This window comes from Xanthomonas sp. LMG 12462, from assembly GCF_009192885.1.
GTDB classification, from domain to species: domain Bacteria; phylum Pseudomonadota; class Gammaproteobacteria; order Xanthomonadales; family Xanthomonadaceae; genus Xanthomonas_A; species Xanthomonas_A sontii.
Genome location: NZ_NMPP01000003.1, coordinates 15,996 through 27,944, shown reverse-complemented (window position 1 = coordinate 27,944; position 11,949 = coordinate 15,996). Strand labels below are relative to the sequence as shown.

Annotated in this window: 10 protein-coding genes; 3 read left to right on the top strand and 7 right to left on the bottom strand. The window is 69.6% G+C overall.

The window, feature by feature from the left end; genetic code table 11:
* Positions 1-5: 5 nt before the first annotated feature.
* The 4 genes from CEK69_RS01135 to CEK69_RS01120 form a co-directional block, all read right to left on the bottom strand.
* Positions 6-1,247 (bottom strand): cupin domain-containing protein, encoded by a 1,242-nt coding sequence (locus CEK69_RS01135; RefSeq protein WP_150410498.1) that lies wholly within the window; start codon positions 1,245-1,247, stop codon positions 6-8.
* A 287-nt stretch (positions 1,248-1,534) separates the two neighbouring features.
* On the bottom strand, positions 1,535-2,137 hold the full coding sequence (locus CEK69_RS01130) for a DUF3060 domain-containing protein (protein WP_152243287.1): 603 nt from the start codon (positions 2,135-2,137) through the stop codon (positions 1,535-1,537).
* A gap of 66 nt (positions 2,138-2,203) precedes the next feature.
* On the bottom strand, positions 2,204-3,571 hold the full coding sequence (gene purB / locus CEK69_RS01125; RefSeq protein ID WP_152243285.1) for an adenylosuccinate lyase: 1,368 nt from the start codon (positions 3,569-3,571) through the stop codon (positions 2,204-2,206).
* Between the two features lie 36 nt (positions 3,572-3,607).
* Positions 3,608-4,927 carry a hemolysin family protein gene (locus CEK69_RS01120; RefSeq protein ID WP_152243283.1) on the bottom strand — a complete coding sequence of 440 codons (1,320 nt, stop codon included), beginning with the start codon at positions 4,925-4,927 and terminating at the stop codon, positions 3,608-3,610.
* A gap of 399 nt (positions 4,928-5,326) precedes the next feature.
* Between CEK69_RS01120 and CEK69_RS01115 the strand changes: the two genes are divergently transcribed.
* Positions 5,327-6,331: a YiiG family protein gene (locus CEK69_RS01115; protein WP_152243281.1), complete on the top strand. Its 1,005-nt coding sequence runs from the start codon at positions 5,327-5,329 to the stop codon at positions 6,329-6,331.
* Positions 6,332-6,651: 320 nt separating this feature from the next.
* Entirely contained in the window at positions 6,652-8,085 is a 1,434-nt protein-coding gene (locus CEK69_RS01110; RefSeq protein WP_043092177.1) for a class II fumarate hydratase, read from the top strand.
* A gap of 256 nt (positions 8,086-8,341) precedes the next feature.
* On the opposite strand, the gene CEK69_RS01105 is transcribed toward CEK69_RS01110, so the two are convergent.
* Complete coding sequence (locus CEK69_RS01105) at positions 8,342-8,782, bottom strand: hypothetical protein (protein WP_017915026.1); 441 nt, start codon at positions 8,780-8,782, stop codon at positions 8,342-8,344.
* A gap of 79 nt (positions 8,783-8,861) precedes the next feature.
* Complete coding sequence (locus tag CEK69_RS01100; RefSeq protein ID WP_152243359.1) at positions 8,862-10,229, bottom strand: PLP-dependent aminotransferase family protein; 1,368 nt, start codon at positions 10,227-10,229, stop codon at positions 8,862-8,864.
* Between the two features lie 161 nt (positions 10,230-10,390).
* Between CEK69_RS01100 and CEK69_RS01095 the strand changes: the two genes are divergently transcribed.
* The gene (locus CEK69_RS01095) at positions 10,391-11,254 is read left to right on the top strand and encodes a DMT family transporter (protein WP_152243279.1); all 864 of its coding nucleotides are present in this window, start codon (positions 10,391-10,393) and stop codon (positions 11,252-11,254) included.
* 100 nt (positions 11,255-11,354) lie between these two features.
* On the opposite strand, the gene CEK69_RS01090 is transcribed toward CEK69_RS01095, so the two are convergent.
* Positions 11,355-11,915 (bottom strand): DUF2884 family protein, encoded by a 561-nt coding sequence (locus CEK69_RS01090; RefSeq protein WP_017908110.1) that lies wholly within the window; start codon positions 11,913-11,915, stop codon positions 11,355-11,357.
* Positions 11,916-11,949 lie beyond the last annotated feature (34 nt).

Genomic DNA, 11,949 nt, shown 5'->3' with positions numbered 1-11,949 from the left:
TCGGATCAGGCCGCGTCGGCGTCCTCGTCGGTGGCGTCCTCGGCCTCCAGCGGCTGGTAGAAGCCACCTTCGATCAGCTCCAGCAGGGTCTGCCTGCCGGCCGCCGACAGCGCGGCGTAGTCGGTGCCGTCGATGTGCTCGGCCGCGGCCAGGCGCTTGGCGTCCTTGACCGGCAGCGCGAACTCCTGGCCGCTGCAGAACAGCATGGCGCCGCGGCTGGCACGCCGCCACGCCGGCCGCGCCCACGGGTGCCGCTGCAGGACCAGGCCCTGTTCCAGCGCGGCGGCGATCTCTTCCGCCGGCGGCAGGCCGGCCGGCGGCAGGATGTCGCCGGCGGCACGGTAGGTGGTGATGAAGCGGCCGAACCAGGCGCCCAGCTTGTCCGGGTCGTTCATGCGCAGGGCGTTCAGCGCCTCGACCACGCGGCCCATCGCCGCCGCGTCGATCTCGTACGGATCGGCCGGCGCCTGCAGGTCTTCGTCGTGGTAGCGCAATGCCTCGTCGGCGCCGTCGATCAGGGTGTCCAGGTAGTCGGCGATCAGCTCGGCCGAGGACGGTGCGCGCATGCCCACCGAGAAGGTCAGGCAGGCGTCCTCGGCGACGCCGTGGTGCGGCACCAAGGGCGGCAGGTACAGCATGTCGCCCGGCCCCAGCACCCAGTCGTGGGTCGGGTCGAACTGGCGCAGCAGTTTCAGCTCCACGTCGTCGCGGAAGTCGGTCGGCGGCGCCGGGCGGCCCAGTGCGACGCTGGCGTCGATCTGCCAGCGGCGATGGCCGTGGGCCTGCAGCAGGAACACGTCGTAGTGGTCCACGTGCGCGCCGACCGAGCCGCCGCGCGCGGCGAAGCTGACCATCACGTCGTCCACCCGCCAGCGCGGCAGGAAGCGGAACTGCTCGAGCAGGGCGCGGATGTCCGGGTCCCACTTGTCCACGTCCTGCACCAGCAGGGTCCAGTCGTGATCGGGCATGCCGGGGAACTCATGCTCCTGGAACGGACCGCTGCGCACCCGCCAGCGGTCGTTGGCGCGGTCGTGCTCGACCAGCCGCGACAGCGCCGCCTCTTCGCAGGCCAGGCCGGCCAGGTCGCCGGGCTCGATCGGCGAGACGAAGTTGGGGAAGGCGTTGCGGATCAGCAGCGGGCGCTTGTGCCAATAATCGCGCAGGAAGGTCGCCGCGGGCATGCCCAGCGGTTGCCCGGGGCGGGCGTGGAGTTCGAAGGCGGGAGCGGCGGTCTTGCGGGCAGCCATGTGCGGTGGGTCCTTGCGACGCGGAATGTAAAGAGCGGGCGCGCAGCGGCGCCGGCCGACCCCGCCATTGTCCGCCGGTTTGGCGCGTGGGGCCATCGCGCTGGTCTTCGTGTGCGCCGCCGTGCGCGGATGGGCGGCCGTGCGGAGGCCCTGGCGGTGTGTCGCGACCGCGCATCGTGGGTGACCCCGTGCGCGCAGGCCAGGGGCGGCGCCAGGCGCATCCGGACTGGGCGATGACGGCGACGCCCCGGGTAGGTCAGGGCAGTGGGGGCGCAGCGCCGCTCGCGCTACTGGACGAGGATGCGGTTGTCGCGGCCGCCGTCGTCGACCTGGGCGCTGCCGCTGCGCTGGACGATGGCATTGCCGTTGCCCTGCAGGGCGATGGTGTCGATCTCGCTGGCCTGCAACTGGTTCTGGTCGCCCGACACCTCCAGCGTGGCGATGCGCGACATCTGCAAGCGGCCGTGGCGGCCGAACAGCGCGACCTGGCCGGCGTCGCCGCGCATCGCGATCTGGGCGTTGTCGCCGAGCACGCGCAGGGTGTCGGCCCGCTCGATCTGCAGGTTGCCGTTGCGGCCGAACAGACTGACGGTGGCGCAATGCCCGTGCAGCACCAGGGTGGCGTCGCGGCCGACGATGTTCAGGTCGCGACCGTCGCAATCGATGTCGCCGCTGGCCGAGGCGGCCATGCGGATCGGCGCCTCGGCGTCGCGCTCGTCGCCATCGGCGATGTCGCCGGCCGACGGCGCCGCCGCGATCGGCGGCGCGGCCTGCATGACCACGGTGCGCGGGGCGGCAGTGTGTGCGCCATCGCCGGCCGGCGGGCGTGGCGCCTGCGCGCAGCCGGCCAGGACCAGCATCGGCAACACAAACAACGGGGTGGGTCTCATCGCGGGGCTCTGCTGTGAGCCACCAGCATGCCCCCGGCCGATTAACCCAGCATGGACGGGACTAGCTCAGATGTTGCGCGCCAGCCGCTCGGCGAGGCCGACGTAGCCGCCCGGGGTCAGGTCGCGCAGGCGCTGCTTGGCGTCCTCGGGCAGGTCCAGGGTCTCGACGAAGGCGCGCATCGAGTCGGCGGTGATGCCCTGGCCGCGGGTCAGCGCCTTGAGCTGCTCGTAGGGGTTGGGCAGGCCGTGGCGGCGCATCACCGTCTGCACGGCTTCGGCCAGCACTTCCCAGGCCGCGTCCAGGTCGGCGTCCAGGCGCTCCGGGTTCACGGTCAGCTTGCCCAGGCCCTTGGCCAGCGAGTCCAGCGCCACCTGGGTATGGCCGAAGGCGGTGCCGAGCGCGCGCAGCACGGTGGAGTCGGTGAGGTCGCGCTGCCAGCGGCTGATCGGCAGCTTGGCCGAGAAGTGCTCGAACAGGGCGTTGGCGATGCCGAAGTTGCCTTCGGCGTTCTCGAAGTCGATCGGGTTGACCTTGTGCGGCATGGTCGAGGAGCCGACTTCGCCTTCCTTGAGCTTCTGCTTGAAGTAGCCCAGCGAGATGTAGCCCCAGATGTCGCGCGCCAGGTCGATCAGCACGGTGTTGGCGCGGCGGGTGGCGTCGCCCAGCTCGGCGACGTTGTCGTGCGGCTCGATCTGGGTGGTGTAGGGGTTGAACACCAGGCCCAGGCTTTCCACGAAGCGCTGCGCGAAGCCCGGCCAGTCGACGTCGGGGTAGCTGACGACGTGGGCGTTGTAGTTGCCGACCGCGCCGTTGATCTTGCCGGTCAGCTCGACCGCGGCGATCTGCCGGCGCTGGCGCTCGAGGCGGGCGACCACGTTGGCGATCTCCTTGCCCAGGGTGGTCGGCGAGGCGGTCTGGCCGTGGGTGCGCGACAGCATCGGCTGCGCGGCCTGCGCATGGGCCAGCGCGCGCAACGTGGCGATCACCGCGTCCAGGGTCGGCAGCAGCACCTCGCGCCGGGCCTGCTCCAGCATCAGCCCGTAGCTGAGGTTGTTGATGTCCTCGCTGGTGCAGGCGAAATGCACGAACTCCAGGGCCGGGCCGAGTTCGGCGTCGTCCTTGAGCTGCTCCTTGATGAAGTACTCCACCGCCTTGACGTCGTGGTTGGTGGTGCGCTCGATCTGCTTGACCCGCGCCGCGCGCTCCACGCCGAAGCCCTCGGCCAGCGCGCGCAGGCGCTGCGCCGCCGCCGGCGAGAACGCGGCCAGCTCGCCGATGCCCGGCTCGGCGCCCAGCGCCAGCAGCCATTCGATCTCCACCTTCACCCGCGCCTTGATCAGGCCGTATTCGGAGAAGATCGGCCGCAGGGCGTCGACCTTGCCGGCATAGCGGCCATCGAGCGGGGACAGGGCGAGCAGGGCGGAATCGGACATGGCGTGGCGTGGGGTGGTGTCGGCGGGGGCGCCATTCTACGTCGGCGCGGCCTCGGCCGGCGCCAGGCGCACCGTCACCGCCTGGATGCGGTGCCCGGCCATGCGCTTGACCGTGAACAGGTGGCCGTCGATCTCCAACTGCTCGCCTTCCTCGGGCAGGCGCTGCAACTGATGCACGATCAACCCGCCGACCGAGTTGAGGTGCTCCGGCGCGCGCAGGTCGTGGCCGAGCAGGCGTTCGAGGCGGAAGATCGAGGTCGAGCCGGCCACCAGCACGCTGCCGTCGGCGCCGCGGGTCGGCGCGTCCTTGACCACGTGCGGGTGCTCGTCCTCGATGTCGCCGACCACCACTTCCAGCAGGTCTTCCAGGGTGAAGTAGCCGAGGATGCGGCCGTGCTCGTCCACGCACAGCGCCATGTGCGTGGTACCGGTGCGGAAGCGCTCCAGCACCAGCGGCACTGGCGTCTCCAGGGCGATCAGGTTGGCCGGGCGCAGCAGCGGGCGCAGGTCGTCGCTGCGGCGGCCGCGGGCGATCTCCACCAGCAGGTCCTTCATGTGCAGGATACCCAGCACCTGCTCGCCGTCGCGGTCGAACCACGGATAGCGGCTGTAGCGGCTGTCGGCGAACTCGGCCATCACCGCCTCCAGCGGCAGGCCCTCGCGCAGCGCACGCAGGTGGTCGCGTGCGCGCATCAGATCGCCCGCCACCAGTTCCGGCAGCTCCAGCGCGTGGCTCATCAGGGTCAGTTCGTGGTCGGGCGCGCCGCCGGCGGGGTGCTGGCGGCCGACGATCAGCTTCAGTTCCTCGCGCGAATAGCGGTGCGAGGTGTGCTCCACATCGCCCCAGCCCGCGGCCTTCAGCAGCGCGTTGGCGCTGGTGTTGAGCAGCCAGATCGCCGGATACATCGCCCAGTAGAACAGGTACAGCGGTGCGGCGGTCCACAGCGACATGCGCTCCGGGCGGCGGATCGCCATCGACTTCGGGGCCAGTTCGCCCAGCACGATGTGCAGGAACGAGATGACGCTGAAGGCGATGACGAAGGCGCTCAGGCGTGCCGCCTCTTCGCTCAGCCCCAGCAGGTCGAACAGCGGCTGCAGCAGGTGCGCGAAGGCCGGCTCGCCGACCCAGCCCAGGCCCAGCGATGACAGGGTGATGCCGAGTTGGCAGGCCGACAGGTAGGCGTCGAGGTGGCCGTGCACGTTGAGCAGCAGGCGGCCGCGCCAGCCGTGGTGCTCGGCCAGGCCCACGGCCTGCGTGTGGCGCAACTTGACCAGGGCGAACTCGGCGGCGACGAAGAAGCCGTTGAGCAGCACCAGCAGCATCGCCAGTGCCAGCAGCAGGAGGTTGCCGATCATGTGCGTTCCCCGGCGCGCGCGGCTGGCGCGTCATGGCGCCGGGCAGGAGGGGTGGAAACGGCGGGGTGCGTGGTCCGGCGCGGCGTGCGCCGGCATCTACAGTCTGAATCGTCGCCCATGGCGGCGTGAGAGTTCCATCGGTGATACGTCGCCGCAGTCTAGCCGATGCACTGCGTCGCCGCCGCAGGCGCGCGCCATCTCGCGCAGTCCGTCACAGGCAAAGCGTCGCCAACGAATACCGTGGAAGGACGCGCAACCGCTGTTGCGAATCCCCAATCCCGACTCCCCGGCCTTTCAGCAGCCGAATGGCTGATCATCCCAGCCCTTCAACCATCACGCCGCGACGATCTTTTCATTTGCTAGACTTTCTGTAACCGTTTTCAATCTCGATATTCCCCCATGAAATCTCCCTTGCGTCTGGCGGCGCTGGCCGCCGCTGTGTCCGTTTTTCTCACCGCCTGCGGTGGCAAGTCTGCGGCGACACCGGCCGGTTCCGATGCCAGTGCCGATGCCAACCATGCATCCGCCGATGCCGGCGCCAGCGACGCGGACCAGGCGCTGACCGGCAAGCTCAACGCCTACATCGAATGCTTCAACAAGGTCGATGGGCGCATCCACGAAGGCGCGCAGCAGTACGTGCGCTGGATGGCCGACCCCAAGGCCGGCCCTACCGGCAAGGAAACCAGCGTGTACGGGCCCGCCCCGATCGACGAGTACGCGATGAAGCTGTGCGATGCGCCGATGACCCAGGCGATCGCGGCCAAGCCGTCGCTGCCTGCGCTGGATGCCGCGGCGAAGCGCTATCTGGCCGCCTTGAAGACGCTGCAGCCGCTGGCCAACCAGGCGCGCGACTACTACGACCGCGAGGACTACCAGGACGACCAGTTCGCCAATGGCAAGCAACTGCATGCGCCGCTGATGGCCGCGCTGTCCGAATTCCACGAGGCCAGCGAGGCCTTCAGCCACGAACTGGAGGCGCAGAACGACGCCGCGCAGCGCGAGCAACTGAAGGCGATGGAAAAGGCCGAGGGCCGCACCCGCGACTTCTATCGGTTGTCGATGATGCTCGAGGCCAAGGACATCGTCGGCCTGATGCAGGACGACGACTTCGACACCGCCAAGGCCACGGCCTTGGTGGCCGGCTTCAACAGCCTGTCCGACGAGGCGCACGCCAAGGTCGCCAACCAGGAGCCGGGCAAGTCCGACTGGAGCGATTTCGAGACCGCGGCGGAGAACTTCCGCAAGGAATCCAAGGCGCGCATCAAGCGGGTGGCGGAGAAGATTCCGTACAGCGCATTCGAGCAGCGCTCGCTGGACAATCCGATCGTCGCGCCGGAGGGTTCGCCGGCACGCTTGCTCAAGAGCTACAACGACCTGGTGTTCCAGAGCAACCGCCAGCAGTAAGCGTCCTGGCCGGCGGCGCAATGCCGCCGGTCCTGCCGCGGCGGTCGCCACGGCAGCCCGCGTGCTGCCGCGTCTTGTCGGCGCTACGGCCGGTCATTGCGTACCGTCGACGGTCACCGCGTTGGCTGCCTGCATCCGCCGATCACCGCGCGCGCCTGGCACGCCTCCAGACATTCCTAACATCCGCCGGCGCACACTGCTGACGCCGGGCGCTGCGCCGCGGATAATGCGTGCGCCAGCCGCAATCCCGCCAGCCTGCCTCCCCGGACGTCCGACGACGGCGCCGATGGATTCCCTTTTGCAGATGCGGAGATTGTGCGATGAGTGACACATTCAGGGTCGAACACGACAGCATGGGCGAACTGCAGGTGCCTGCAGAGGCCTTGTGGGGGGCGCAGACCCAGCGTGCGGTGCAGAACTTTCCGGTGTCCGGGCAGCCGATGCCACGCGGCTTCATCCGCGCGCTGGGCCTGATCAAGGCCGCCGCGGCCGGGGTCAACGCCGACCTGGAGCTGTTGCCCAAGGCCGTCGCCAAGGCGATCCAGGCCGCGGCGCTGGAGGTGGCCGACGGTCGCCACGACGCGCACTTCCCGATCGACATCTACCAGACCGGGTCCGGCACCTCGTCGAACATGAACGCCAACGAGGTCATTGCCACGCTGGCCAACCGCGCCGCCAAGGGCGAGGGCAAGAACGGCAGCAAGACACGGCCGGCGGTGCATCCCAACGACCACGTCAACCTGGGCCAGAGTTCCAACGACGTGGTCCCCACCGCGATCCGCGTCGCTGCGTTGCTCGCTGCGCGCGAGCATCTGCTGCCGTCGCTCAAGCACCTGCGCAAGACGATCGACAAGCGCGCCAAGCAGTTGCAGGGTGTGGTCAAGACCGGGCGCACCCATCTGATGGACGCGATGCCGCTGACCTTCGGTCAGGAGTTCGGTGCCTGGTCGGCGCAGCTGGTGTCGGCGCAGGCGCGCATCGACGACAGCCTCAAGCGCCTGCGCCGGCTGCCGCTGGGCGGCACCGCCATCGGCACCGGCATCAACGCCGATCCGCGCTTCGGCGGCAAGGTCGCCAAGGCGCTGTCGGCGCTGACCGACCATACCTTCGAGAGCGCCGAGAACAAGTTCGAGGGCCTGGCCGCGCAGGACGATGCGGTGGAACTGTCCGGCCAGCTCAACGCGCTGGCGGTGGCGCTGATCAAGATCGCCAACGACCTGCGCTGGATGAACGCCGGGCCGCTGGCCGGCCTCGGCGAGATCGAGTTGCCGGCGCTGCAGCCGGGCAGCTCGATCATGCCGGGCAAGGTCAATCCGGTGATTCCCGAAGCCACGGTGATGGCCTGCGCGCAGGTCATCGGCCACCACACCGCGATCACCGTGGCCGGGCAGACCGGCAACTTCCAGTTGAACGTGACCCTGCCGCTGATCGCGGCGAACCTGCTGGACTCGATTCAGTTGCTGGGCAACGTGTCGGTGCTGCTGGCCGATTCGGCGATCGCCGGCCTCAAGGTGCGCGAGGAGCGGGTACGCGAGGCGCTGGACCGCAATCCGATCCTGGTGACCGCGCTGAATCCGATCATCGGCTACGAGAAGGCCGCGGCGATCGCCAAGCGTGCCTACAAGGAGAACCGGCCGGTGCTGGAGGTGGCCAAGGAGGACAGCGGCCTCGGCGAGGACGAACTGCGCCGGCTGCTGGACCCTGCCGCACTGACCGAGGGCGGCATCCATGCCGGCGCGGGGGGCGGCGGCTGAGTTGCGCCAGCGCTGCACGCAGGCCTGGCACGGCCGTGTGGTCGTGCCAGGCGCAACAGAAGATCGCACGGTGAAAGCAGTCGGGACTGAAGTCCCTCCCACATCGCGCCCAGACACCTTATCGCAAGCTGCGTAGGAGCAGCTTCAGCCGCGACGGGCGTTCCCGATAAAGCCTATCGCGGCTGAAGCCGCTCCCAAAGGAAGGGACCAACTCTTACTGAAGGCTCTCATGCCGGCGCACGCGCGCCGGCACGCCTCAGCGGCGCTCGGCCTGCAGGTTGCCGAAACTGTCGCGGTACGGCTGCAACGAGGGAATGTCGCGCAGCACGGCCGCCTGCGCTTCGGTGATCTCCGGGGTCGGCGCGAAGCCCACCGAGCGCATGTTCGGGTCCGGCGCCGCGGTCTCCAGGGTGCGCTGGCGCTGCATCTGCAGGTGCATGAACAACTGCTGCAGTTCGGTGCGCTGCGCGGCGGGCAGCGGCAGTTCGATGTCGTCGATGCGCAGGCTGCCGTCGGGCCCGATGGTGGCATTGGCGGCCGGGGCGCGGCGCAGCATCACGTTCATGCTGTCCACCGCCACCCGCGGCTTGCTGCGCTCGGCGCGCGAGGAGGTGGTCTCGCCGCCGCGTCCGCCACAGGCGGCGAGCAGCAGGCACAACGACAGCAGCGAGAACCAGGCGAACAGCGTCTTCTTCATGGAGGCGATGCAGTGGGGGAGTGCGGGCATTCTAGAACGTGCGGCGGCTGCGGTCGTGGCGAGGCGCGCTGGCCGCGCATCAACTGCGTGAGGTCGAAGCGGACTGCATGGCGCGCGCGAGCACGCTGAACATCCGTTCGTCGGTGGATTGCGCGACGTTGAAACGCAGGAAATCGCCTGCGCTCAACGACTGGCTGAAGGCATTGCCCGGCGCCAGCACCACGCCTTCCTGCAGGCAGGCGTGCGCGATCGCTGCGGCCTCCATGCCCGCGGGCAGCCTGCACCAAAGGAACAGGCCGGCCCGTGGAATCAGCCAGGGTCGGACGCCGAGACCCTGGAGCCGCTCTACCGTCCTGGCCATCTGCTCCGCCAGGCGCCGCCGCAAGGTCTCCAGATGCCGGCGGTAGCCGCTGTCGGTCAGGGCGATCAGCACGGCCTCGGCCGCCAGCCGGCCGCCGCCGAAGCTGGTGGCGATCTTCAGGTCGGCGAGGCTTTCGATCCAGTCGCCACGTGCGGCGATGTAGCCGCAACGCAGCGACGCCGACACCGTCTTGGAAAAGCTGCCGATCTGGATGACCCGCGCCAGGCCGTCGAAGGCCGCCAGCCGCGGGGCGGGGCTGGTCTCGAAGTCGGCGAAGATGTCGTCCTCGACGATCACCAGGTCCGAGCCCTCGGCCAGGAGCAGCAGCCGGTGCGCCGTCGCCGCGGACAGGGTCGCGCCGGTGGGGTTGTGGATCCCCGAATTGGTGATGTACAGCCGCGGCGCATGCGCCCGCAGCGCCGCTTCGAAGTGCGCCACGTCCGGTCCGTTCGGCGTATAGGGCACGCCCACGACCTGCACGCGATGCGCCTTGAGCAAGGCATGGAAATTGAAGTAGCACGGGTCGTCGACCAGCACCGTGTCGCCGGGCGAGAGCAGGAAACGGCCGATCAGGTCGATCGCATGCGTGCCCGATTCGGCGAGCAGGATCTGCTCGGGCGGCGCCTGCACGCCATTGCCCGCCAGCCGTCGCGACAGGAACTGGCGCAAGCCGGGGTGGCCCAGGGGCGTGGCGTACTCGGTCAGTTCCTGCGTGTCGGCGCGCGCCAGCGTGCGCAGTGCGCGGCGCATGCCCGCGCCGTACAGCCATTCGGGTGGCAGCCAGCCGCAGCCGGGCTTGAGCACGCGCGCATCCGCTTCCAGCGACTGCCGCGATACCCACAGCGGATCGATCTGCCGGTCGAGCTTCGGACCGAGTTGCGCCAGCGCCAGTGGGGCCACCGACCCGGCCACATAGAAGCCCGACCCTGGGCGCGCCGCGATCGCGCCCTCGGCCGCCAGCCGCTCGTAGGCTTCCACCACCGTCGACACCGACACCCGCAGCGCGTGCGCCTGCGCGCGCACGGAGGGCAGGCGCGCTCCCGGCAGGCTGGTGCGGTTGGCGATGCGGGCGCGGATGTCGGCCATCACCGCATCGATGCGCGTGCCGGGTGCTGCGGGTCTGTCCACTGTCGTCAGCTGTACTGGGTCTTGAGCCATAACAGTACTGCGAAACCGTATTGGATCGTATCTGGCCGGATCGGTCCCGCGAGGCGTCTACTGCAACGGCGATGCAGAAGGAGACGCGCATGGAAAGAACCACCGGTGGCTGGATCAATGGATGTATCGGCGTGATGATTTTTGCGGGGTCGTTGCCCGCAACGCGCGTCGCGGTCGCCGATTTCTCCCCCGTGTTCCTGACCTGCGCCCGCGCCAGCATTGCCGCCGCGCTGGGGCTGGCGCTCCTGCTCGGGTTTCGGCAACCGCGTCCGCGCCGCGCCGAACTCCCCGCCTTGGCGATGACGGCGCTGGGGGTCGTGGCCGGATTTCCCCTGCTGACCGCACTGGCGCTGCAGCATGTGACCTCGGCGCATTCCATCGTGTTCGTGGGCCTGCTGCCGTTGTGCACCGCCGTCTTCGCCGTGCTGCGCGCCGGCGAACGCCCGCGTCCACCGTTCTGGGTGTTCTCGCTGGCCGGTGCCTGCAGCGTCGTCGGCTATGCGGCGATCGGCGGAATCGACGCCTCGTGGCAGGGCGATCTGCTGATGCTGGCCGCGGTGGTGCTGTGTGGGCTGGGCTATGCGGAAGGCGCGCGCCTGTCGCGCACGCTGGGCGGATGGCAGGTCATCTGTTGGGCGCTGGTGCTGTCGCTGCCGCTGATGGTGTCCCTGGCCTTGCTGACGCAGCCTGCGTCGTTCGGCACCGTGCGCATGCCGGCATGGCTTGGCCTGGGCTATGTCTCGCTGTTCAGCATGTTGATCGGCTTCGTGTTCTGGTACCGCGGCCTGGCGCAAGGCGGGATCGCGGCGGTCGGGCAACTGCAGTTGTTCCAGCCCTTCATCGGCTTGGGCCTGGCCGCGCTGCTGCTGCACGAAACCGTGAGCTGGACGATGCTGGCGGTGACCCTGGTCGCGATGGTCTGCGTGGCCGGCGCGAAACACTACGCCCGCTGAGACCGCGACCCGCCCGGCAGGCGTTTGCACGACTGCCGGGTGGAGCGCGGACTCAGCGGGCGCTCGTGGACGATGGTCGCGGCAGCGTGGCTGCCGCCGATTACGCGGCCGAGTGCTTGCAGTCGCTGACGTCGCTGTCGTCGAGGGTGGAGTAGGGGCGGAACGCCGGCACCTTCTGCATCAGCGCATCCTGCGCGGCGCGCAGCGCGGCGACCTGGTCGCAGATCTTCAGCGCCGCCTGCTTGATCTTGTCGGCCTGCGCTTCGACCTGCGCGCCGATGTGCTCGGTGTCGCCGCTGAGCACGCCGCTGATGGCATCGCCGGCCGCCTTCACGCCGAGCGCCGCGCCGGCCTTGCCGACTTCCACGCCCTGCTTGCCGACCGCCTCGATCTGGCTGCGGTAGGCCAGCAGCAGGCGCTGCTGCTCGGCGTCCAGTGCGACCGGCTTGCCGTCGATCAGCAGCTTGCCGTCGCGGGTGATGGTGGCCGGCGGCTGGCCATCGGCCTTCAGGGTGAGGTCGCCGTTGAGGAAGGTCAGGCTTTGCGCGCCACCGTGATCGACGACGACGCGGTCGTTCGACGAGGCCGAGCGCTGGCAGGCGCTGAGCGAGAACAGCACGGCCAGGGCGACGCCGGCCAGGGACAGGGAACGGTACTGCATGGGCGCGTCCTCGTGTGGATGTGGAAGGAGAATC

Coding starts and splice junctions, on each gene's coding strand:
- CEK69_RS01115 (WP_152243281.1), top strand. CDS start 5,327: ATGAAATCTCCCTTGCGTCTGGCGGCGCTGGCCGCCGCTGTGTCCGTT.
- CEK69_RS01120 (WP_152243283.1), bottom strand. CDS start 4,927: ATGATCGGCAACCTCCTGCTGCTGGCACTGGCGATGCTGCTGGTGCTG.
- purB (WP_152243285.1), bottom strand. CDS start 3,571: ATGTCCGATTCCGCCCTGCTCGCCCTGTCCCCGCTCGATGGCCGCTAT.
- CEK69_RS01090 (WP_017908110.1), bottom strand. CDS start 11,915: ATGCAGTACCGTTCCCTGTCCCTGGCCGGCGTCGCCCTGGCCGTGCTG.
- CEK69_RS01135 (WP_150410498.1), bottom strand. CDS start 1,247: ATGGCTGCCCGCAAGACCGCCGCTCCCGCCTTCGAACTCCACGCCCGC.
- CEK69_RS01130 (WP_152243287.1), bottom strand. CDS start 2,137: ATGAGACCCACCCCGTTGTTTGTGTTGCCGATGCTGGTCCTGGCCGGC.
- CEK69_RS01095 (WP_152243279.1), top strand. CDS start 10,391: ATGGAAAGAACCACCGGTGGCTGGATCAATGGATGTATCGGCGTGATG.
- CEK69_RS01110 (WP_043092177.1), top strand. CDS start 6,652: ATGAGTGACACATTCAGGGTCGAACACGACAGCATGGGCGAACTGCAG.
- CEK69_RS01100 (WP_152243359.1), bottom strand. CDS start 10,229: ATGGCCGACATCCGCGCCCGCATCGCCAACCGCACCAGCCTGCCGGGA.
- CEK69_RS01105 (WP_017915026.1), bottom strand. CDS start 8,782: ATGAAGAAGACGCTGTTCGCCTGGTTCTCGCTGCTGTCGTTGTGCCTG.